This is a genomic window from Cupriavidus sp. MPR-AND1C, from assembly GCF_058809705.1.
Genome location: NZ_JBXASU010000007.1, coordinates 42,732 through 63,708, shown reverse-complemented (window position 1 = coordinate 63,708; position 20,977 = coordinate 42,732). Strand labels below are relative to the sequence as shown.

The 20,977-nt window shown below is 59.2% G+C and carries 21 protein-coding genes; 8 read left to right on the top strand and 13 right to left on the bottom strand.

Annotated features, from left to right (window positions below):
- Positions 1-23: 23 nt before the first annotated feature.
- Together AC1RWI_RS06595 and AC1RWI_RS06590 are read right to left on the bottom strand one after the other, a co-directional pair.
- Positions 24-347, bottom strand: a complete 324-nt coding sequence (locus tag AC1RWI_RS06595) for a hypothetical protein (protein ID WP_066735635.1) — start codon at positions 345-347, stop codon at positions 24-26.
- Positions 348-352: 5 nt separating this feature from the next.
- A complete protein-coding gene (locus tag AC1RWI_RS06590) occupies positions 353-883 on the bottom strand; it encodes an HAD domain-containing protein (RefSeq protein WP_043355300.1) in 531 nt (176 codons plus the stop codon).
- Between the two features lie 330 nt (positions 884-1,213).
- Here AC1RWI_RS06590 and AC1RWI_RS06585 point away from each other — a divergent pair, with 330 nt between their 5' ends.
- A complete protein-coding gene (locus AC1RWI_RS06585; protein WP_043355301.1) occupies positions 1,214-1,477 on the top strand; it encodes a helix-turn-helix domain-containing protein in 264 nt (87 codons plus the stop codon).
- A 25-nt stretch (positions 1,478-1,502) separates the two neighbouring features.
- On the opposite strand, the gene AC1RWI_RS06580 is transcribed toward AC1RWI_RS06585, so the two are convergent.
- Positions 1,503-1,643: an H-NS family nucleoid-associated regulatory protein gene (locus AC1RWI_RS06580; protein WP_370459387.1), complete on the bottom strand. Its 141-nt coding sequence runs from the start codon at positions 1,641-1,643 to the stop codon at positions 1,503-1,505.
- 120 nt (positions 1,644-1,763) lie between these two features.
- Positions 1,764-2,795 carry a DNA-binding protein gene (locus AC1RWI_RS06575; protein ID WP_043358190.1) on the bottom strand — a complete coding sequence of 344 codons (1,032 nt, stop codon included), beginning with the start codon at positions 2,793-2,795 and terminating at the stop codon, positions 1,764-1,766.
- A gap of 526 nt (positions 2,796-3,321) precedes the next feature.
- On the opposite strand from AC1RWI_RS06575, the gene AC1RWI_RS06570 reads away from it, so the two are divergent.
- Entirely contained in the window at positions 3,322-4,548 is a 1,227-nt protein-coding gene (locus AC1RWI_RS06570) for a tyrosine-type recombinase/integrase (RefSeq protein ID WP_043355303.1), read from the top strand.
- Between the two features lie 88 nt (positions 4,549-4,636).
- On the opposite strand, the gene AC1RWI_RS06565 is transcribed toward AC1RWI_RS06570, so the two are convergent.
- The 3 genes from AC1RWI_RS06565 to AC1RWI_RS06555 form a co-directional block, all read right to left on the bottom strand.
- Positions 4,637-4,972, bottom strand: a complete 336-nt coding sequence (locus tag AC1RWI_RS06565; RefSeq protein WP_043355318.1) for a helix-turn-helix domain-containing protein — start codon at positions 4,970-4,972, stop codon at positions 4,637-4,639.
- 461 nt (positions 4,973-5,433) lie between these two features.
- Positions 5,434-5,841 carry a DUF4345 domain-containing protein gene (locus AC1RWI_RS06560; RefSeq protein WP_043355321.1) on the bottom strand — a complete coding sequence of 136 codons (408 nt, stop codon included), beginning with the start codon at positions 5,839-5,841 and terminating at the stop codon, positions 5,434-5,436.
- Between the two features lie 10 nt (positions 5,842-5,851).
- Positions 5,852-6,916, bottom strand: a complete 1,065-nt coding sequence (locus AC1RWI_RS06555; protein WP_306418434.1) for a sterol desaturase family protein — start codon at positions 6,914-6,916, stop codon at positions 5,852-5,854.
- 16 nt (positions 6,917-6,932) lie between these two features.
- Here AC1RWI_RS06555 and AC1RWI_RS06550 point away from each other — a divergent pair, with 16 nt between their 5' ends.
- Positions 6,933-7,931, top strand: coding sequence for an AraC family transcriptional regulator (locus tag AC1RWI_RS06550; RefSeq protein WP_043355323.1), 999 nt, complete (start codon positions 6,933-6,935; stop codon positions 7,929-7,931).
- Positions 7,932-8,161: 230 nt separating this feature from the next.
- Here AC1RWI_RS06550 and AC1RWI_RS06545 read toward each other — a convergent pair whose 3' ends face one another.
- From AC1RWI_RS06545 to AC1RWI_RS06535, 3 genes are all read right to left on the bottom strand, one after another.
- Complete coding sequence (locus AC1RWI_RS06545; protein ID WP_052495067.1) at positions 8,162-8,500, bottom strand: EthD domain-containing protein; 339 nt, start codon at positions 8,498-8,500, stop codon at positions 8,162-8,164.
- Between the two features lie 327 nt (positions 8,501-8,827).
- Positions 8,828-10,453, bottom strand: a complete 1,626-nt coding sequence (locus AC1RWI_RS06540; RefSeq protein ID WP_196765235.1) for a GMC family oxidoreductase — start codon at positions 10,451-10,453, stop codon at positions 8,828-8,830.
- On the bottom strand, positions 10,446-11,822 hold the full coding sequence (locus AC1RWI_RS06535) for an MFS transporter (protein WP_063778466.1): 1,377 nt from the start codon (positions 11,820-11,822) through the stop codon (positions 10,446-10,448). Before AC1RWI_RS06535 ends, AC1RWI_RS06540 begins: the two co-directional genes overlap by 8 nt.
- Before the next feature lie 1,035 nt (positions 11,823-12,857).
- On the opposite strand from AC1RWI_RS06535, the gene AC1RWI_RS06530 reads away from it, so the two are divergent.
- The 5 genes from AC1RWI_RS06530 (at position 12,858) to AC1RWI_RS06510 (ending at position 18,054) form a co-directional block, all read left to right on the top strand.
- Entirely contained in the window at positions 12,858-14,147 is a 1,290-nt protein-coding gene (locus AC1RWI_RS06530; protein ID WP_196765234.1) for a cytochrome P450, read from the top strand.
- Between the two features lie 23 nt (positions 14,148-14,170).
- On the top strand, positions 14,171-14,368 hold the full coding sequence (locus AC1RWI_RS06525) for a ferredoxin (RefSeq protein ID WP_043355325.1): 198 nt from the start codon (positions 14,171-14,173) through the stop codon (positions 14,366-14,368).
- Positions 14,368-15,564 carry an NAD(P)/FAD-dependent oxidoreductase gene (locus AC1RWI_RS06520; RefSeq protein ID WP_062794398.1) on the top strand — a complete coding sequence of 399 codons (1,197 nt, stop codon included), beginning with the start codon at positions 14,368-14,370 and terminating at the stop codon, positions 15,562-15,564. The genes AC1RWI_RS06525 and AC1RWI_RS06520 overlap by 1 nt, the downstream gene beginning before the upstream one ends.
- A gap of 31 nt (positions 15,565-15,595) precedes the next feature.
- Positions 15,596-16,564, top strand: coding sequence for a Bug family tripartite tricarboxylate transporter substrate binding protein (locus AC1RWI_RS06515; RefSeq protein ID WP_043355327.1), 969 nt, complete (start codon positions 15,596-15,598; stop codon positions 16,562-16,564).
- A gap of 62 nt (positions 16,565-16,626) precedes the next feature.
- Complete coding sequence (locus AC1RWI_RS06510; RefSeq protein WP_062794397.1) at positions 16,627-18,054, top strand: NAD-dependent succinate-semialdehyde dehydrogenase; 1,428 nt, start codon at positions 16,627-16,629, stop codon at positions 18,052-18,054.
- A gap of 257 nt (positions 18,055-18,311) precedes the next feature.
- Here the strand turns inward: AC1RWI_RS06510 and AC1RWI_RS06505 are convergent, their stop codons facing one another.
- The 3 genes from AC1RWI_RS06505 to glcF form a co-directional block, all read right to left on the bottom strand.
- On the bottom strand, positions 18,312-18,677 hold the full coding sequence (locus tag AC1RWI_RS06505; protein WP_224040759.1) for a MarR family transcriptional regulator: 366 nt from the start codon (positions 18,675-18,677) through the stop codon (positions 18,312-18,314).
- Positions 18,678-19,064: 387 nt separating this feature from the next.
- Entirely contained in the window at positions 19,065-19,589 is a 525-nt protein-coding gene (locus AC1RWI_RS06500) for a gamma carbonic anhydrase family protein (RefSeq protein ID WP_043355330.1), read from the bottom strand.
- 127 nt (positions 19,590-19,716) lie between these two features.
- Positions 19,717-20,976: a glycolate oxidase subunit GlcF gene (gene glcF, locus AC1RWI_RS06495; RefSeq protein WP_043358198.1), complete on the bottom strand. Its 1,260-nt coding sequence runs from the start codon at positions 20,974-20,976 to the stop codon at positions 19,717-19,719.
- Position 20,977 lies beyond the last annotated feature (1 nt).

The following is a 20,977-nucleotide window of genomic DNA, read 5'->3' as shown; positions in this document are numbered from 1 at the left end:
CCTCCCAGCAACTCGAAACCGTCTTAGATCGACTCGCGCGATAGCACGGTGCCCTGCGGCACGTCCTCCGAACGATGCATCGTGCGCTTAACCGGTGCCACGACGCTAAGCGCCATGCCGACCAATTGCATTGGGCGAACGAGGTCCCGTTCCACATTGTCTAGCGATGCGATGGTCCGGAACGTTGTGCGCGGCCCCGGGCCCCGCGCATCGAACTCGTCCATGACGATTCGGTAGGCACCGGTCACCAGCGAATCGCCCGCGATGTTCTCGATCTCAAGCTGCCCAAGTGTTCGGCGGCAGTCTTCCTGTCCGTCTGGAATGAGTTCCACGGTCACGCGTAGCATGGTGTTCACTTCCCGCTGAGCGTGCTTGCGGCCATCCCCTGCAGTCGCTGGGTCAGGTCGCACCGTGTCGACGCGCTCGCAAGCCCCAGCGCCCCATCCGTCTCGACCAAGTGGTCGCGCAGCGCGACGGGCCAGCCCTCGCTGTCGTCGTCGATGGCCAGCCAATGTTCGGCCCGCAGCCCAGATCGCGCAACGTATCGCGCGATCTGGGCATACCGCGTGAGTTCGCTGAACCAGCTCGCGTCGATGCGGTGCGCACCCTCATGGTGTCGCGCCATGGCCGAATGCCAAGTAGCGCCGATCACGCGCGCCTGCAACGCAGCGGGCAGATAGGCTTGGGTTCGGCTGAAGCTCTTGAGCACGCGCACCCACGACGTGGAGAGAACAATCTGGACCTGGGGATAGGGGGCGAGAGCTTCCACGAGAATCGGCGCCCACATGAACAGCGAGCCTGCCGCACGCAATTGAGGCCGGCCATTGACCAGATAGGCCGCATCGGGGTGCAGAACACCGTCGTAGTCCAGAAACAAAATCATCGTGCATCGTGTCGTTGCGCTGACGCAGGGCAATGCGTAGCCGCTCGTGCCTGCCGCCCCAGATCCGCCGTTCGGCGGCAGGCCCTCTCGGTGCTATGCGCGCGGGGCGGCGATCGGTGTGCGCAGCAGTGTGACGCCGCGCGAAGCCCTTGGTTAAGGGCCGCTGCAAAGGCGGCATTGTGTCTCAACGACTACAGAATGAGAAGACCTTGACGCAAGAATATGTTCGGAAAGCCTTGTCTTTCATGGAAACGGCGAGCTTATATAGCAGGAAAATATTGTGACTCAACGACCACTGACAGATAAGGGAACGGTCCGCAATATGGACGCATGTCCCGTGTCCATCAGCCCTCCGCTCGTGAATTGCTCGCCCTGAATATTCGGCGACTGCGCGCGGCCTATGCATGGACGCAGGAAGATCTGGCCTGGCAAGCGGACATGGACCGTTCGTTTCTGGCACACGTCGAAAGGGCGGCCCGCAATTTGTCGATCGACGTCATTGAACGGCTGGCGCTCGCCCTGGAAGTCCCGGTCGCGGAACTGTTTCGCGTGCCAGACGTGACGCCCCCGCGCAAGCGCGCCCCGCGTCATTGAGCCAGGGGCGTTTGGCGCAGATTCCTCAGTCGATCTGAAAGAATTCCGGCTGCTGTCCGGCGTTGATGGCCCGCTGAAACCAGTCGGGACGCTCCCCTCGCCCATCCCAGGTTTGCCCCTCGGCATTTTGCGGTAGCGTGGCCGTGCCGCTGTGGGCGCGAAACAGCCGGCCGCCAATAAATCGGCCAGTGTCAGGCCCGATTGCGCCATCTTGATACGCACCCAGCGAATGGCGTCGGCGCGGGCAATCTCATGGGGCGCGTGCATGGGCGGTGGCTCGAAGCGGTTAGGCGGCGGCCTTGCGCCGTGCCCCGGATCGCACCTTGGCGCCGTCGCGCCAATTGCCCAGCAACTCGCGCGACAGGTCCCGTTCAGTCTCGGCACGCTCGGCCCGCCGGGTCATTTCTGCCAAGGCCTCCTGGGCGGCACCCAGTTGTTGCTGTCCGCTCTCCTGCGCGTCCTGCAGCGCCGCGCAACGTACCTGCGCCGCCTGCGCCTGGGCTTGCCAACTACCCAGCGCTTCGGCCGCGGCCACCGCTTCCTGCCGCTGCATGTCGCGCAAGCGATCCACCTCCACCCGCGCCGCATCGAGTCCCCGGTCACTCTGGCGCCGCGCCGTGCGTTCCTGGTCCAATTCCAGTTGGGCACGCCGCACGGCAGCGTCCCCGCGCGCCTCCATCGCTTCGAGTTGCTCGCGCATGCGCTCCAGCTCCGCCAGGAAATCACTGCGCGCGGCGCCCGCCTGCTCGCGCGCCGCCAGCAGTTCGCTCTGCAAGGCCTCCCGGTGCGTCGATGCGGCTGCTTCGGCGCCGCGCGCCTGCGCCACCTGCTCCTGCAACTGGCGGCATTCAGCCCGCAACGCCTCGCGCTCGCGCTCGAGCGCGGTGAGCGCGGCTTGAGCGTCGGCGAAAGCCATCTGCGCGGCATCCCGCTCGGCCGCGACGACTTGCTCCTGCGCCTCTATGTCTTGGCGCGTCGCGGCGAGTTCGGCCAAGACGGCTTCGCCGGCGGCGCGCCAGATGGTCTGGACGGCGTCGGCAGCCACCTGCTTCAGGCTGTCGGGGAGATCGGGATGGTCAATCGTGACCCGCGAACGGGCGCGCAGGTCTTGCCAGAACTGCTGCAGCGCCTGGGCCGGCGTGCCCATGCTGCCCTTGCGCACCAGTTGATAGAGCTTGTTGGTGGTGGGCGTGATGCCGTAGCGAAAGAACAGCAGCCCGCACACCTCGCGGTAGAGCGTGCGCGTGTCGGCGTGAAGGTGCCGCAACTGCTCGACCTCGGCTTCGAGGCGAAGGGGATCTACAGCGTCTGGCGTCATGGTCGAGCACCTTTTTGGACATTCAGAGTTAAATATTACTACGTAATACGTAGTGGATAACAAGATTCGTGTAAAAGTTTAGACATAAGTGCGCTTATGTCTATAATATTGGCTCGAATCGCCTCCCCACGCTGCCCCTGTCGGTATGCATAAATTTGTGCCCTCTTTTTGCAGAATTTTGTTCCCGACCCCCATGGGCACGCCTGGCTGGCGCGCTGGAGCGCACGCACCGGCGGCAGGCGCGGCGTGACTCGGCTAGCTTGCGTGGCACGCCTGACGGCGAACGTCATCGCTTTGCGCAGCTGAATCCCGTCCATCGGATCGCCCCGCGCCGTCGGCGGGGTGAAGGCTGACGACGGACCGATGCGTTGGGGGAAGGTACAAAATTGCTTCAAGTGTCGGCTGGGGGAACAATTTCTTGCAGCGTTTCTCGACGCAATATTGTTACCATCGCCCTGCAATCGGCTTGCTGGCGTGCGACCAGCGGGAACAAATTTGTGCAAACCGACGCTTAGGCCGATACACCATGGAACTGCTCCCGATTAAACCTTTGGATGGCCTGGCCGCCCCGCTTCCCACCCCGCTGGAGCGCCTGCGCCTGACCCCGGCGCTGTCCGGCGCGGCCGGCAGCAACCGCGCGCCCGCCAGCGCCACGCGGATCGCCGCGGCCGACGACCTGGCCGCCGTCACCGCCTGGCTCGCGCGCTATGCCGACAGCACCGCGACGCTCACCACTTATCGCCGCGAGGTGGAGCGGCTGATCCTGTGGACCGTGCTCCAGGTGGGCAAGCCCTTGTCCTCGCTGACGCACGAAGACCTGCTCGCCTACGAGCGCTTCCTCGCCGATCCGCAACCCGCCGCGCGCTGGGTGCTGGCCGGCAGCAAGAAGCTTGCACGCGGCCACCCCGACTGGCGCCCGTTTGCCGGGCCGCTGTCGCCGTCCAGCGTGCGCCACGCGATGGTGATCCTGAACGCGCTGTTCGCCTGGCTGACCGAGGCGGGCTACCTGGCCGGCAACCCGCTTGCCCTCGCCCGCCGCCGGCGCGCCCCCACCCGAGCGCGCATCACCCGCTATCTGAGCCACGACCTGTGGGAAACGGTCAAAGACACCGTCGCGGCCATGCCGACCGAGACCGCGCGGGAACGCCGGCACGCCGCGCGCTGCCGGTGGGTGCTGACCGTGCTCTATCTGGGCGGCCTGCGCGCCTCCGAGCTGACGGCGACCCCCATGGGCGCGTTCTTCTGCCGGCGCGATGGCCAGGGCATCGAGCGCTGGTGGCTCGAGGTGACCGGCAAAGGCAACAAGACCCGGCTGGTGCCGGCGACCGACGAACTGATTGCCGAACTCGCGCGCTACCGTCGCGCCCACGACCTGCCGCCTACCCCGCAGTTCGGGGAGACGCGGCCACTGGTGCTGCCGGTGATTGGCAGAGAGGGTGGCGAGAAACCCCTGTCACGCGGCGCGCTGCACCTGATCCTGAAAGAGGTGTTTGGCATGGCCGCGGAGCGCCTGCGGGCGCGCGGGCCCGAGTGGGGGGCGCAGGCCGCGGTGCTGGCCAGCGCCTCGGCCCACTGGCTGCGCCACACCGCCGGCTCGCATATGACCGACCAGCAGGTCGACCTGCGTTATGTGCGCGACAACTTTGGGCACAGCTCGCTGTCGACGACGAGCGGCTATCTGCACAGCGAAGAGGATGCGCGGCACGAGGCCACGCAGGAGCGGCACCGCATCGGATGGATCAGGAAAGCATAAGGCGCGTCAGCACACCAAGCGAAGTGCATTTCCGCACCGATCTGGGATCGCATCAGAGATTGATGCCCAGCCTGATCGCAGGCCTCTACTACTCTTCCAGCCAGGCGTGCTGTCGCCTGGCCGCGTCCTCGCCGATCTTGGCCGTATGGGCCGCTGCCTGTTCAAGCCAAGGCGCATGCGCCCTGGGAACGACCAGCATCGCCAAACCCAGTCCGTCCAACGCACGCAGGGCGTGCTCGAGATTGACGCCCTTGCCGTTCTCGAGCTTGGACAGCATGCCGACCGAGACCCCGCAATGTCTTGCCGCCTGGTCAATGGGCATCCTTTTCCCTGCCCGCGTTGCTCGAATGCGGTCGCCCAGTTGGTGAATGGTGCGAATCGTCGCACGCGACGGTGGCTTCGGATCAGGTAGTGGTCGTGGCATGGAGGTCGTTCTTGCAAAAGGAACACCAGCGTGGAGAGCGGTTTTCTGTGTTGTTTCACTATCGTGAAATTATACTCTCACAATGGCGGCCGGATGCCGGCAAAGATCTGCGCCTGCTAATAAGCACTTCGCAGAGGGTGGCAATTGCAGACACGGCATCGAAAGACCCCAGAAGAGACCGAACACTACGGTCCTGGACGCAACCTCCGTAGTCTCTACTGGGGCCAGGCCCCAACACCTTGACTGCTCTCGGGAGAGCTAGCGTTCTCTTCGCTGCGTCGGACCCGTCGCGATGAAAGGATGCTTAGAAAGCGGTGAAGCCCGTCAACGCGGATATCTCGCGCGTTGTCCGCAAGACCGGTATCAGGACAGGTGGAGGTTGATCGGTGCGAGTTTAACTTGATAGGACTGGGTGAACGATGACCTCATGTCCACGCGTCGCGGGCGCTCAAAGTGAGCGCTCATCTCATGGAAGAGCGCGCATCATGTTTGTTGAGGAAGCACAACAGCGCTAGGCCGGTGAATGCCGCTGCTGCTTCGATTCCAAGCAACATTCGAACGAGATCATTTGGCCACCCGTCAGCGGAAATGCTGACCAGCCGCCCGAGCACCAGGCCGCTGGTGAACACGACGTTGATCCACATCGAGGGCTTTCGCCACGCCTTCGAGAGTAGACCCAGGGCCAGCAACAGACTGATACCGAGATGCATGCCACCGTAGTTGGCACGGATCTCATTGAAGGCATTCACCGAATGGGGTTGCATATCGAGGCCCGCCATTGCCGTAGCGGGGTCGTGAAACGTATGCAAGCCAATTAGCAGGAAAGCCAGTGCCGAAACGGCCAGGTATATTTGAGAGAGGCGATGCATGAGTTGGCTCTCAGGTAGCGGACGTTGACGGAGTGGGTGTCGACTCACTGCCGGTCGGCTCGTTCCTGTCCACCGTCCATGTGTGGATGGGTTCATGACCACGGCGCACCCATTCCGGCGGCCGCCACAGGTGTTGCAGTCGCTGCCACACGGGCCCCGGTGACATCACGTCACGCCACATGTCGACAAACTCGTGGAGATTCAGCACCAGGATATTGTAGGACTTAATCTGTTGGGTGATGCCGTATTGCACCGTCTCCCGTTCTTCTTCGAAAGTGCCAAACATGCGATCGAAAATGATCAACATGCCACCGTAGTTCTTGTCGATATATTGGTCGTTTCGGCCATGATGGGCACGGTGATGGGACGGTGTATTGAAGATGTACTCAATCCAGCCAGGAAGGCGGCGGATCAGTTCGGTATGAATGAAATACTGATAGGACAGATTCACGGCCAGGATGAGTGCGACTGCGGCCGGCGGCACACCGAGGAGCACGGGAGGAAGGAAAAAGATGAAACTCCCAGCGACCACATTGAGCATCGATTGTCGTGCCGCCGTAGTGAAGTTCATGTTCTCGCCGGTATGATGAACGACGTGCGCCGCCCAAAACCAGCGGATTCGATGGCTGGCGCGATGAAACCAGTAGTAGCAGAACTCGACCGACAGAATGATTGGGAGAATGGTCCAACCGTCCACCGGGATATCAAACAAACGTTTTGAATATACCCACGCATAGATGGATCCTGTCACAAGAGCCACTCCCAGGGGCTCCATGATCTGGTAAGTGGTGCCCAATGCGATGTTCGCCCACACCTCTTTCCAGTTCAGTGTCGATTCGGCTCTACGCCTTCGATTGATCAGGGTCTCGAGACTGAATGCAATGATGAAGAGAGGAACCATGCTGAGCATGAACGCCTGCTTCCAATCCACGGACTTCCCAAATATGGAATGCAGCCAGTTCATCATATCGGACGGCAATTTAGACTCCTGTTCGCTTGGCTTGCCGACAGTTTGATCAAACTGGTGACCCTCCGCATTGACAGTCCTCGACACTTTCTTGACACTTCGCGACATTGTTCATTGTCATCCCATGTCCGCGCCCACCGCTTACTACGCCAGCACCTACGTGAACCTGCTTTTCGACTACTTGCAGGACCAAGGGCTGGATGCCGTGCATGTGCTGGGGGAATCCAGCCCTAATTGCCAGGAAGTGCGACTCTACGCGCTCGATCACTGGCGGCGTTTGCTTGAGCGTGCCGCCGAGGTTTGCAATGATCCGCTCCTCGGATTGCACGTTGGCCAGCGCATTGCGCCTGCGCATCTCGGCGTGCTTGGATACGCACTTGGGGCTTGCCCTGACGTCGGGGCTGTCTTGCAACGCTGGCAACAGTACGACCGTGTGGTTGCAAACGTTACGCCGGCGGAGCTAAGAACCGAAGGTAAGTCCGTCGTGATGACGTGGCCCCGTTCGACGGAACCAACGGGGCCGCTCGTTGACGAAACGGCCTTGGCTGCGATGACCCGTTTCACGCGAGCCATGACAGATGGTGATGTGAGGCTGGAGGAGGTGTGCTTTGTTAACGCAACACCTCAAGACACCACCCCTTATCTTGCATACTTCGGCTGCCCGGTGAAGTTCGACCAACCGGAGACGAGTCTGCGCTTCCCCGTCGACCTTTTGCAGGCGCCTCTGCGTCAACCTGATGAAGCGCTACTGCGAATCATGGAGCTTCAGGTACAGGCTCTGCTGGGTGCCATGCCGAAGATGGATGACATGGAACATGCCATCAGGCAAGCGGTAGCCGGGCTCGCGCGTCAAGGCGAAGTGAGCCTTGAAACAGTGGCTTCCTCCATGCACATGACCCCCCGCACGTTGCAGCGGCGACTCGACAAACTGGGTCTGAAATTTCGCGAGCTACGTGACGACACGAGACGCCGGATTGCAGAGAATTACCTAAAAGATCCACGGCTTTCGCTCGCTGAGGTGGCCTGGATACTTGGGTACTCGGAGCACAGTGCATTTACTCGCGCATTCCGGAGATGGACATCGCAGAGCCCGCAAGCCTGGCGCCGCGAAATGGATGCGTGATCCGCTACGGGCAACAGCGCAGTCGCCCATGTGATTGCAGCGCTGAAGGTTTTAGGCTGGCCTCCTCGGCCCAAGTCCCAAGCTCTCGCACCGGGTTGCATGGCCTTCCATCGCCGCTACGGCGGAGTAAGCGACCCGCCCTGGCCCGTCGCCTCACGTGGCGGAGAAGCTGTTGAGCTTCTACCCGACTCATCTTTGAGACGACGGGAAAGCAGGTACTTCCATGCCGTCTACTTACTGCGAATCACCTCGGTGATTGGCTCGAAATAGCAACCATATTTGACATCGCCCACCGTGTCACTCATTTGCATCTCCGCTGTGTTGACGCGAGCCTGGATCCCATCTGTGACGACCTGCGGGTCAGCGGCCTCGCAGTTATAGAGTGCCAGGTACTGCCACGGATGAGGCCCCGCTTTTCGCTGCTGCTCCGTGCGACTGAAGCGCTGTGCGCTCACCACGCCCGGTACGCGCAACACGTCTGGAAGGTGCTGCTCGGTATACCAGCGATTGAACTCTTCTTCACGCCCCGGAACCGCGTTCGTGAGTACCAGATAGGTGAACTTGACCATTCTTATCTCCTTAAGGTTATTGAAGTACAGGGAATGTCCAGCGGCCGATGCCCTGTGACGCGCCCGTGATGGGTATGTGTTGACTGGCGAGTCCCTTGTTCACGTGGTCCTCTTTGCTGGAACCCGCGCTTTGGCATTCCGGCGGTTTCGGCGCTTGAGAGAAAGGGTGTGGCCCAACGCTTCCATCAAACGACGCAAGCCCGTAGACGTTCCCATTCGATGCTGGGAAATCTATGCTGCAACCTTTCGTCCCCGTGTAAGGGGACAACCGGGAAGAAGGCGACGGAGCAAGCTCGAAACGCCAGTGAACAGAGTTCTCCGAAAACTTCAACGAGCGGATGTGCGTGAATTTCGTATCAAGTCTGCGGCCTTCTCTGCCATGGCCATAATGGGAAGGTTCGTGTTCCCACTGATGATCGTTGGCATCACAGATCCATCAATTACTCTCAAGTTCTCAACCCCGCGCACTTTCAACTCCTCGTCAACAACAGCGTTGTCGTCGACTCCCATGCGACACGTGCCAACCGGGTGATAGATGGTTTCCGCATGCGAGCGTATCCATGCCTTACGGGCTGCACCGGTGGAGAAAGCATCGATGTCGAGCCTTCGTTTGATGTACTTCCGGAGCGCCGGCTGGTCGACAATCTCGCACGTGCGTTCCACGCCGCGCACCAAACTCTCCAGGTCAGACTCGTCTGAGAGGAAGCGAGGGTCGATTCGGGGAGAATCGGACGGATCTGAAGAACGCAGTCGCAGCACGCCTCTACTTTTTGGACGCAGCTGGCATACGCGGACTGCAAATCCGTGGGGAACTTTTTCGTTAGGCGGTGGATTGCGCAGCGCAATGATCAGATGGGCCTGCCACTCAGGCAGATCCGGATTTCTGTCGGAGTTGTAAAATGCTCCTGCCTCAACGCCTTGAGAGGAAGCCGGCCCGCCTCCTGAAAGAAGATAGCGAGCTCCTGCCATTCCGCCTCTTACCAGGCCGATATAGGGCGTGAGCGTATTGGGCTGCGACGCTTCTAAGCGAATCGCGCAATCAAGATGGTCCTGAAGGTTCTCACCGACGCCTTGCAGATCGACCACGGGAGCGATACCAATCGACTGCAGATGTTTGGCCGGTCCGATCCCCGAAAGCATCAGGAGTTGCGGTGAGGCAATGGCCCCTGCTGTCAGAATCACTTCGCGGTCCGCGCGAAGCTCCACCTCCTCCCATCCATCCTCAATCACTACGCCTTGCGCTCGCTTTCCGGCAAGGAGAATCCTGCGGACTTTACAGTTCGCCATCAATGTCAGATTGGATCGGTTACCTGCTCGATCCAGGTAACGATAAGCACCGGATCGCTTTCCCTCGGCAATCGTAAGCTCGTAGAATCCTGCGCCTACCTGCGACGCCCCATTGAATCCGTTGTTCTCCGGCATACCGGCCGATACTGCGCTCTCTATGAACGCAGTCGATATGGCGTTTTGCTGCGTGCCGTATGACAGGCGAATCGGACCCGCGTACCCGCGATCGTCATTCCTCGCCTTCGTTACCAGTGATGCATCCTCAATCTTTCGAAAGTACGGACGAAGGGATTCATAGTCCCAGCCCGACAGGCCCTGAGATGCCCAGTTGTCGTAATCGGATCGGTTCCCCCGGATAGCAATCATGGAATTGATCGAGGATGAACCGCCCACCACCTTGCCCCGGGGTATATAAATATTCCGATTGTCCAGTTGTGTCTGGGGCTCCGTCCAATAGCGCCAGTTGAATTTTTGGCTCTTATAGAGAACCCGGATCCCTGCCGGCATCTGAACAAAGATGGATGACGCGGGAGCGCCCGCCTCTATCAGCAGTACCTTGACGCTGGGATCTTCACTCAGCCGAGAAGCGAGAACACACCCTGCCGAGCCGGCGCCGATAACAATGTAGTCGTATGTAGCGGTTTTCATAATCAGGAGATCACTCAACGCGAGCCGATGCCTTGAGCGCCATGCGCACGCGGCGAATGTGCTCGTCCGACTGTCCGAGCTCATCAATCGGTACTCGTGACGTTTCAGGAGACGCCAAGATGGCAAAAATAGACAACACTGCGCCCCCCATCATGAAATAGGCGGGTGATGAAGGGTTTCCGGTCAGCTTCGTCAGAGAAGCGCTGATTAAAGGAGCGGTGCCGCCAAATAGCACCATGGCCACGTTGTAGCCTACCGACATGGCGCTGTAGCGTGTGCGTGTCGGAAACAACTCCGTCATCATGCAGAACGGCGCGCTGCCATACATCCCCATCAATACCCCGACGCTAGCCATCGTGGCAATTACCACCTCTGGTGTCGAGCCCACGACGATCCGGAACAAAGGAAGCGCAACGACGAGGTATGCCAATGCCGCCGTAAAGGCGACGGGTCGTCGACCCACGCGGTCGGATAGCGCTGCAGCGAATGGGATCACAATCACTGAACCCAGAAAGGCCAGGCCGGACGCCGCTAGAGCTTGCCCGCTACTCAACCGTCCAGTTGACACGAGATAAGACGGGAGATACGCCAGGATCAAGTAGTAAGGGATGCCGTGTGAGATCGCTACGCCAAGACATTTGACAATGCTTCGCCAGTCGTCACGAAGGGCTTCGCGCAATGGTGCTTGTGCCGCGCCCTCGCGTTCCAAGTGCAACCGGAATGCCGGTGTTTCCTCGATGCGCAGCCGCAGCCAGAACGCACCCAACCCAATCGGACCAGCGATCAGGAAGGGCAATCGCCAGGCCCATGCCTCAACTGCCGTCTGACCAAAAATGCTGGTGATCGCCAGAACAAGACCGGATCCGCTCAACGCACCAATTCCAGCCGACATACCGAAGAACCCGATCACAACGCCACGCCGGCGTGTCGGGGCGTACTCGGCAAGGAATGCGAGTGCTCCACCTGCTTCGCCTCCCGCGGAAAATCCCTGAATCATGCGTAGGGCTACCAGCAGCAAAGGAGCGGCGATGCCAATCGCCTCGTATCCCGGTAGGACACCGACCAACCCCGTCGAAACGCTGATCAAACCAACGACAATCGCGAGCGTATCGCGCCGTCCAAGCCGGTCTCCCAGCGATCCAAAAAACAGAGCGCCGAGTGGTCGGGTAACGAATGCGACGGAGAATGCCGCGAAAGCCGCTATCAGGCTAACGATCGGGTCGCTGCTTGGGAAGAACACCTTCGCCAGGGTGGCGGAAAGATAGCCATACAACGAGTAGTCAAACCACTCCAGCATGTTTCCCACGGCGGCACCGGAGATCGGCTTGAGAACATCCCGGACCCGCTGGGGGGTGGGGGTCGAACCTCTTCGGGGATGATGTTGCATTGATTTTGTCTCCACTTCTATAAGCAATGTTTGAAAAACCGAAGCGCGCTTACTCTTATTTGTGGTAAATATTAGGTAGCCTACCTATTACAATCAAATAGGCGTTTACCCTCCCATCAACGAAGTCAGGTGGCTGATTTTGAGCCGCAAATGACACTTTTACGCTTTATCTTGACAGACCATCGTGGCGACCTACGCTCTATGTAATCGATTGCATCGTGGAATGGGCTATGCGCCGATGCGAACGAGTGTTGAAAGACCTGCTTTTTTCTTGCGGTGCCCCCCCTAACTAAAGTCGATCACCCCGGAGGTAGCTATGTCACTGATGGCAGCGGTACGCGAGGCGTTCAATCAATGGGAGCGCTTTCGATTCATGTCGATGTTCGAGTACCTCAGTGCCGAGTTAGGGGAGAGCTGGAGCCTATTTATTTGATTTGTAGGCTGCCAAAGCGAGGTCGCTTCGGCTTTCTCGCTTGCCTTCTTGCACCGGCTTCACTGTCCCCCCGCGCCTCTTTAACAACGCGTCGTGAGGCTGCCCCCTTGGTCAGCGAGTGGTGGCGATCGCGCACTTCTAACCCCACGTCCATGCGGGTGTTTTTTCACGCCTATGCATAGGTAAGAACCGAAGCCCTGCGATCCCGACCTTACGGAAGGTCCCGGCGTCAAAGGTGGCCTCCAGCAGGTCCCAAGCGGGCCTCCGGCCGCGCCTCACTCGGTACCGACCTCTGTCGTCAGCCAGCCCGGCCGGACCGCATATCTACCCTGGGACGAGCTATAACAACCAGAAGGCAAACAGTCCTCGCGCATACCCAGTGGGTCACCGGCGGCATATCTTGACCACTGAAATCGGCGGTCGCCCGCCTTCAGGCCAACTGGGCTCCCCCAGTCTAGCCACGCCCTCCTCTCCCACCCCTGGTCCCGCTCGAGATTTGTGACGCGAGGTCAATCCTCTGCACCGATTAGGGTAAACCCCTTTTGCATATAGTAGGTAGGCTACCTAATATGTACTCACAATTTCCCATCGGAGACATATTCATGACCGCCCCCCAAACCCCCACGCAGTCGACTGGCTGCCCGTTTCACGCGGCCTCACCTGCGCAGTCCACGTGTCCGATGCACGCTGGCGGGGACAGCGGCATCCCCGACTTTCCGCCCGAACGGGTCGATCCTTTGTCGCCGCCGCCGGTGTACTTCCAGATGCAGCAAGGAAGCGGCTTGGGGCAAGCTAGGCTCTGGGACGGAAAGATCGCCTGGCTGATTACGCGCTATGACGACGTCCGCTCGGTCCTGTCTGACCCTCGCTTTAGTTCTGACATTACGAATCCCGGCTATCCCACTGTCAGTGCTGCAATGAAAGTTGCCCGGGGTAGTAACCGGACCTTCATCACCATGGATGCACCCAAGCATGCAGAGCATCGGCGCATGCTGACAGGTGAATTCTCGATCCGCAAAATCGAGGCCCTTCGCCCGCGGATTCAGGCGATCGTAGACAAGCTGCTGGACGACTTCGCAACAAAGCCTCAACCCTCCGACCTGGTTAGCGCCTTTACGTTGGCTACGCCGGCATTGGCGATCTCAGAGTTGCTTGGCGTTCCGTACGAAGACCATGACTTCTTTCAGGAACTGGCGATGGTCCTGACGTCGAGTAGTGCGACGCTTGAGGAGGCCATCGCCGCAAATCATGAGTTGTGCGAGGTGTACCTGAAGGGCCTGGTGGCGAAGAGATCGGAGAACCCCGGGGAAGATATCCTCAGCCGCCTCATCGTCAATCACGTACGAAAGGGCGATATCACCGAAACGGACGTTGTTTCCCTTGCAAGGCTCTTGCTGATTGCCGGCCACGAGACCACGGCGAATACGACCGCAATGGGAGTGCTTTTCCTCCTGCAACGACCGGATATCTGGAATGAGCTTCGACAAGACACAAGCCTCGTTCCAAATGCGGTGGAAGAAATTCTGCGCTATCTGGATGTCACACATTCAGGAAAGCGTCGTGTCGCGACCGAGGACATTGTCGTGAACGGACAAATGATCCAGGCGGGCGACCCCGTTGTAGTGCTGAGTGTCTCGGCCAATCGCGACAGCTCGAAATTTGAAGATCCGAATGTGTTCGACCTTCGCCGAGATTCAAGGACGCAGGTCTCGTTCGGATACGGCCCGCATCAGTGCATCGGTCAACCCCTCGCACGGCTCGAAATGCAGATCATGTTCACCGCCTTGCTGGAGCGGTTTCCGAACCTCGAGCTTGCTGTTCCCGTGGAAAGCCTTGAGTTCAAGGGCGATTCACTCATGTATGGCGTCAAGGAACTCCCTGTTCGCTGGTAATCCCGACTTAAATGAGAAGCATCATGAAAATCACAATCTACCCCGAAAAGTGCTGCGGTTCTGGTCAATGTGTCGTCAACGCGCCGGATCTGTTCGACCAAAAGGACAATGGCATCGTCATTCTCTTGAACGCAGAGCCGTCGGCTGACCAATTCGAATCAGCACGCCTGGCGGCTGGCATCTGCCCAGCGCTCGCCATCGAGATTCACGAGGATCAGTGATGAACTCCCCCGAGCACATCGTCGTTGTCGGCGCCTCGGCCGCCGGCATCACGGCAGCACGAGCGCTGCGCGCACAGGGCTGGGGAGGGCGGCTCACGCTGATTGGAAAGGAAGGCGGCATGCCCTATGACCGCCCTCCTCTTTCAAAGCGGCTGATGGCAGGAGAATGTCCGGTAGAGGCGCTCAACCTTGTGTCCGAAGACGGCATGAAGGCGCTGAACCTGCACTACCTGGACGGGACATCGGCCACCGGCCTCGATACGGACGCCAGTTCACTGCAACTCAGCAACGGCTCCACACTTCAATATGATCGCTTGCTGATCGCCACGGGCGCGGACGCTCGAGTGATTCCCAACCTCAGCCAGGCGGCGAACTGCTACAGCCTGCGCAACTTAAACGACGCGCTGGCGATTCGGGAACATCTGACTGCCGGAAAGCGGGCACTAGTAGTCGGCGCGGGCTTCATCGGCACAGAGTTAGCGGCGATTGCAAAGACCAGCGGCTGTGAGGTGACCGTCATCGACAAGTCGAAAGTTCCTCTCGGGGCGCGAGTCGGGGATATCGTTGGGAAGCGGATCGAAAAACTCCATGAAGCCAACGGCGTGGTTTTCCACAACGACTGCGAACTCAGGGAGGTGAAATGGCGTGACCGCACCATTACCGAAGTCCGCTTGGACACTGGGGTTGTGATTGCTTGCGACGTAATTGTTGTGGCTATCGGCGCAGTTCCCAGCGTGCAGTGGTGCAGCGGATTAAACATCCGCAGCGGCGTAGTCTGCAATGAATACTGTGAAGCAGCCCCGAACGTATATGCCGCCGGCGATGCTGCAGAGTGGTTTCACAAAGGCTACGGCGAGCACATGCGTATTGAACACCGGACGAATGCAAGCGAACAGGCGATGGCCGCGGCAAAGAACATGCTCGGCTCTCGCGTTGAATACGCTCCGCTGCCGTTCTTCTGGTCGGATCAGTACCAGGTCCAAATCCACAGCTACGGACGCATCGGCCCTCAATACACCGTTGAAGTTGTCGAAGGGGATCAACTGAAAGACGACTCCTGCATCTTTCGCTACTACCAGGGAGACGTTTTGATGGGCGTTCTTAGTTGGAACGCCAGTAGAAAAGCGCGTGAGCACATCAAGCTGTTGAAGGAGGAGTGGACGAAGAGCCACGCTCCAGCTGCGGTAGCAGGTTAAGGCTGTATTTCATAATAAAAGAGGAGACAACATGACAAAACCCGCTTCGGCTATCCGCAGAGCAGTCCTACTCTGCTCCCTGGCCCTGCCCTCCATCCTGTACGCCCAGCAATCTGGCCCGTTGCCGGTCCGGCTCTTTGTTGGCTACGGACCGGGCGGTGGCACCGACGTAGTTGCACGCGCAGTTGGCGAAGAGCTGGCAAAAATCTGGAATCGGCCCGTAATCGTCGAAAATCGGCCAGGCGCAAACGGGGCGATCGCCAGCAAGGCTGTCGCGCGAGCTGAACCGGACGGTTCGATCCTTCTGGTCATGCCCCCGTCCACGTTGATCATCGACGCAAACTTGCGCCCCACTGTTGCTGTCGATCCCACCAAGGAACTCACCCTTGTGAGCGGGCTAGCCGCAACCCCACTCGTTGTGGTGACCCCGGCTTCCGCGCCATACAACAACCTCGCTGACCTCATTAAGGCAGCTCGTGCGGCCAACGGGAAGTTCACGTACGGATGGGCCAACTTGGGCATGCGTGTCGGTATGGAGGAGTTCGCGCAAAAGACCGGGGTAAAGATGACCCCAGTCGGCTACAAGAGTGCTGGGCAAAGTGTCCCCGCTATCGTTTCAGGCGAGATCGATATGCTCATGATCGATATGGCACCGATCGCGCAACTCGTTAAGGCTGGAAAAGTGAAGGCCTTTGCCGTGTCGACGCCAGAACGCTCGCCTATGCTGCCAAACGTCCCTACATTCAAGGAAGCGGGGATTGACGTCCAGCTTACGGGAACCATCGCCCTGTATGCGCCTGCCAAGATGCCCCAGAACGCAATCAAAAAAATGCAGAGCGATGTCGCTACGATTTTGAAGAACGGCGAGCTTCGCACGCGGATGCAAGGCACTGGAATGGAAGTCATTACGCAGTCCCCGGAGGATTTCGAGGGCTACCTTAAGCAGCGCAAGAAGAGCATTGATGCAGTAATTAAGGTCGGTGATTTTAAGCTCGAATAGATCGACCTCCGTCACAAGCACAGAATTTCGTAGCTAACCTCTTAGTCATTGGAGTACACGCTGTGTATCCAGAATTATCCCTTTACATCAATGGCGAATTTCTCGGCATTGAAGGCCGGCGACACCAGGACGTAGTCAATCCTGCGACGGAGGAGGTCGTTGGGCGACTGCCGCTCGCCACCCGCGAGGACCTCGACACCGCCGTCGAGGCGGCTCATCGAGCTTTCCTGACGTGGCGCGACTCATCGCCTTTGGAACGCAGTGCAATCTTGCGTAAAGTTGCGGAGCTCGCCCGTCAAAGGGCGCCGGAAATCGGCCGCAACATGACCATTGACCAGGGGAAGCCTCTGCACGAAGCCGTGGGCGAAGTAACGGTTTGTGCAGAGCATGCGGACTGGCATGCAGAAGAGGCTCGGCGGATCTACGGCCGCGTGATCCCCAGCCGCAACCCTAACGTCCGCCAGCTCGTGCTACGTCAGCCGGTCGGAGTCTGCGCAGCCTTCACCCCTTGGAATTTTCCCTTCAATCAGGCGATCCGGAAAATCTCTGCCGCGCTTGGCGCAGGCTGTACGATCATTCTGAAGGGACCAGAAGAGACACCGAGTGCCGTGCTGGCGATCGCTCAACTGTTCCATGATGCGGGCCTTCCTCCTGGTTGCTTAAACATTGTATTTGGCGTCCCGGCGGAGGTGTCAGCACACCTCATTGCATCTCCGCTGGTCCAGAAGATCTCCTTTACGGGGTCCACTGCTGTTGGCAAACAACTAGCAGCTCTAGCAGGATCCCATATGAAGCGAATCACTATGGAGCTTGGTGGTCACTCCCCTGCAATCGTCTTCGACGATGCGGATGTCCATACCGCCGCCGAGATGCTTGCAAACTACAAGCTGCGAAACGCTGGTCAGGTATGCGTCTCGCCCTCCCGCTTCTTCGTCCAGCGCGGGGCTTACGATAGGTTCCTCAGGCGTTTTACGGACGTCATTGGCGCAGTGCGGGTCGGCAACGGTATAGACAGCTCGACACAGATGGGACCGCTCGCAAACCAACGCCGTGTTGCTGCAATGGAAGGGTTGATTGCCGACTCCAAAGCGCGCGGCGGAAAGGTTGTCGTGGGAGGGACCAGGTGCAGCGACACAGGACATTTCTTCGCGCCCAGCGTCGTTATAGACATTTCAGACGACTCCATGCTCATGACTTGCGAGCCATTCGGCCCTGTCGCCCCGGTTGTAGCGTTCGACGATCTGGATGAGGTGCTGGCACGGGCGAACAAACTGACTTACGGCCTGTCGTCTTACGTGTTTACCGAGTCAGCGAAGACAGCGCATGCTGTCTCTACCCGCCTTGAGGCCGGCATGGTCAACATCAACCACTTTGGAAGCGCTCTCGCCGAAACACCGTTTGGAGGCATTAAAGATAGCGGTATCGGGAGTGAGGGTGGGACCGAGACGTTCGACGGCTATCTCGTCACGAAATTTGTAACTCAAGTGTAGATCGGGGGCCGCAAAGGGCGATACGTCGCCCTTTCCCCCGAAGCTACGTTCCCAGTCAGGTTTTGGCGCCTAAGTGAGTGTTAGGCGCCTTTTTTATTAGCGTATAGGTCGCGGCAGTGCGCCCCATATTGGGCGATGCGGTTGCTCTCGGCGACTCTGACAACTCCCTGCATGGCTCCGCAGTTGCAGCGCAAGCGCGGCCGGCTAGCGATAAGCCTTCTCGAATCGTGTCGTCTTCCAGGAAGATTTCGTTGGTATTACTCGTGGTCCAGCCACGGTTCTCTTTTGAACATCTTATCGATGATGGGGAACATCGCGATCACCGTCTGCAACTCCTCGGGCGTCAATCCCTCCATGCGCTTGCCCAGTGCCGCCGTCCGCTGTGCGGCCAATTTGCCGGCCACAGCCCGGCCTTCATCAGTAATCTGAATCATGTTGTTGTACGAGCCGACGGGTGCGGAGCGCGCGATTAACTCGGCGTCGACCATCCGCCCGACAATCTGCGTCATCGTAGGCAATCTGACGCCTTCATTCCTGGCCAGATCGCTAACTCGCATCGGCCCTCTTACGAGCAATGCACTAAGAACAGCGCTCTGCGCGGGGGGCACGTGCGCCGCTCTCATTTCCCGCCGCAGCGCTACAACGATCCGCATCAAGCGGGGTCTAAGTTCGTCCGCAAGCATTTCAACCGTAGGTTCTGTCATGTCTACAAAAAGGGGGCAATCACTGAGCAGATGATATAACGATTCAGTGAAGAATGATCGCGCGAAGTACCTGGAGGCACCGAGTCGATATGGTCCGACTGGTGAGGGTAGCGACCACGCAGACAGCGGCGGCGCGTGAAGGGGTTCTGTGCCTGTGGCCGGGTAGCAACTCAAGGCCGGGCCTTGTCGCGTTCGTTCGCGATGGCCGGAGCACCAATCTTGATGGAGAGGGATGACGAGACGAGGCGCTGGCTGGCGCTCTCGTCTCAAGGCGTCGACGCTTGATCCGCCGACGCGCGGAGCTTGCTAACTCAGCTTGACCAGGTCCTTCTTGTACGTCTTCGCCTTGTTAATGTAGTCGTCAGCGTTCTTCTCGATCGCAGCTTTGACTTCCTCCGTTAGTTCACGTACCTGCTTTGCAGGTGTGCCCATGACCAAGCCTCCTGCCGGGAAGTTCTTGCGCTCGCCGATCAAGGATCCGGCCCCCACGAGGCATTGTTGTCCGAGTTCGGATCCATTCAGGATCACAGCCTGAATGCCGACCAGACTACGTGCTCCGACCTTGCAACCGTGAAGCATCGCCTGGTGTCCAATGGAGACCATCTCGCCTACCTCGACGGGAAAGCCAGGATCGGTGTGCAACACAGCCCCCTCCTGGACGTTCACGCCTCGCCTAATCGTGATCTTTTCATTGTCGCCGCGGATCACAGCGCCGGGCCAGATGGACACGTCTTCGGCGATTTCCACGTCGCCGATGATTACCGCATGCTCGGATACATACGAGCTCGGATGAATTGTCGGTTCTTTCTCTCCAATTCGATAGATCGCCACAAAATGCTCCTCTTATCTTGATGTGACTAACTTTTCGCCGACCGCGTTACTTGCAGGAGGCGAAACACTACTGCATGGGCCGCTCTCGCAGCCCGTGCCGACTTCGACGCCGTTTCTTGCCCTGCCGCTAGATAAATACTTGTTCCTCTGGTTGGACTGCCGGCTCGATTGCATCATCCAGTACCTCGATCCAGTGCTTTACTGGCGTGGGCGTTCCACTTTGCAAATGCTGGATGCAACCGATGTTCGCGGACACGATGCAGTCAGGTTGCTTCTCGCTCAGATGCTCGATCTTGCGGTCTCTGAGCTGGAGTGAAATTTCGGGCTGCAGAACGGAGTAGGTGCCGGCTGAGCCGCAACAAAGGTGACTCTCCACGCTGGCACGATGAACGGAAAAGCCCAACTGTCCCAGATGCTCCTCCACCACTCCCCGCAGCTTCTGGCCGTGTTGCAGCGTGCACGGCGGATGGAACGCCAAGGCCGGCTTGTCGCACGCTTTGACTTTGCCGCGCAGTCTTGGCAGAAGTTCAGGAAGCAATTCGCTCAGGTCGCGGGTCAACTCGCTAACCCGAGCTGCCTTCTCGGCGTACTCCGCGTCATGCTTTAGCAAGTCGGCGTAGTCCTTCACGGTCGCGCCGCAGCCGGACGCGTTCATGACAATTGCCTCGACTTCACCGCTGGAAATCGCCGGCCACCAGGCGTCGATGTTTCTGCGCATATCATCGAGGCCGCCCTTGTGATCTCCGGTGTGCAGCCGGATCGCGCCACAGCAACCGGCTCGAGGAACACTTACAACCTGAAAGTCGGCTGCATCGAGTACCCGCGCGGTCGCAGAATTGATGTTCGGCATCATCGCCGGCTGCACACAACCTTCGAGCATGAGCACTTTCCTGGCGTGGCGGCGCGTTGGGCGCTGACCCGCAGGTCTGCTCGGCGTAAGCTTGTTGGCGAGCTTGGAAGGAAGTAGCGGCCGAACCATTCGGCCAATCTTCATGGCCGGCAAGAACAATGGCGAAGTTAGCCCCTCACGCAGCAGCCAACGCACCGCGCGGTCTTTTGGCGGACGAGGAATTCGCTCATCGACTAGCTTCCGCCCAATGTGAACTAGCTTGCCGTACTCGACACCGCTGGGACAGGTGCTTTCACAGTTCCGGCACGTCAAGCAGCGGTCTAGATTCTGTTGGGTGCTTGCTGTGACCTCTTCCCCCTCAAGCAACTGCTTCATCAAGTAGATGCGTCCCCGGGGTCCGTTACGTTCATCGCCCAGAAGCAGGTAAGTCGGACACGTTGCCGTACAAAAGCCGCAATGCACGCACTTGCGCAGAATCTCTTCGGCCTCCGCCCCTTCTGGAGTGTTGGCAAACTCATGACTTAGTTTTGTCTGCATA

Bases quoted from the DNA above. Each gene is read 5' to 3' on its own strand.
- AC1RWI_RS06595 (WP_066735635.1), bottom strand. From the start codon at position 347: ATGCTACGCGTGACCGTGGAACTCATTCCAGACGGACAGGAAGACTGC.
- AC1RWI_RS06590 (WP_043355300.1), bottom strand. From the start codon at position 883: ATGATTTTGTTTCTGGACTACGACGGTGTTCTGCACCCCGATGCGGCC.
- AC1RWI_RS06585 (WP_043355301.1), top strand. From the start codon at position 1,214: ATGTCCCGTGTCCATCAGCCCTCCGCTCGTGAATTGCTCGCCCTGAAT.
- AC1RWI_RS06575 (WP_043358190.1), bottom strand. From the start codon at position 2,795: ATGACGCCAGACGCTGTAGATCCCCTTCGCCTCGAAGCCGAGGTCGAG.
- AC1RWI_RS06570 (WP_043355303.1), top strand. From the start codon at position 3,322: ATGGAACTGCTCCCGATTAAACCTTTGGATGGCCTGGCCGCCCCGCTT.
- AC1RWI_RS06565 (WP_043355318.1), bottom strand. From the start codon at position 4,972: ATGCCACGACCACTACCTGATCCGAAGCCACCGTCGCGTGCGACGATT.
- AC1RWI_RS06560 (WP_043355321.1), bottom strand. From the start codon at position 5,841: ATGCATCGCCTCTCTCAAATATACCTGGCCGTTTCGGCACTGGCTTTC.
- AC1RWI_RS06555 (WP_306418434.1), bottom strand. From the start codon at position 6,916: ATGTCGCGAAGTGTCAAGAAAGTGTCGAGGACTGTCAATGCGGAGGGT.
- AC1RWI_RS06550 (WP_043355323.1), top strand. From the start codon at position 6,933: ATGTCCGCGCCCACCGCTTACTACGCCAGCACCTACGTGAACCTGCTT.
- AC1RWI_RS06545 (WP_052495067.1), bottom strand. From the start codon at position 8,500: ATGGTCAAGTTCACCTATCTGGTACTCACGAACGCGGTTCCGGGGCGT.
- AC1RWI_RS06535 (WP_063778466.1), bottom strand. From the start codon at position 11,822: ATGCAACATCATCCCCGAAGAGGTTCGACCCCCACCCCCCAGCGGGTC.
- AC1RWI_RS06530 (WP_196765234.1), top strand. From the start codon at position 12,858: ATGACCGCCCCCCAAACCCCCACGCAGTCGACTGGCTGCCCGTTTCAC.
- AC1RWI_RS06525 (WP_043355325.1), top strand. From the start codon at position 14,171: ATGAAAATCACAATCTACCCCGAAAAGTGCTGCGGTTCTGGTCAATGT.
- AC1RWI_RS06520 (WP_062794398.1), top strand. From the start codon at position 14,368: ATGAACTCCCCCGAGCACATCGTCGTTGTCGGCGCCTCGGCCGCCGGC.
- AC1RWI_RS06515 (WP_043355327.1), top strand. From the start codon at position 15,596: ATGACAAAACCCGCTTCGGCTATCCGCAGAGCAGTCCTACTCTGCTCC.
- AC1RWI_RS06505 (WP_224040759.1), bottom strand. From the start codon at position 18,677: ATGAGAGCGGCGCACGTGCCCCCCGCGCAGAGCGCTGTTCTTAGTGCA.
- glcF (WP_043358198.1), bottom strand. From the start codon at position 20,976: ATGCAGACAAAACTAAGTCATGAGTTTGCCAACACTCCAGAAGGGGCG.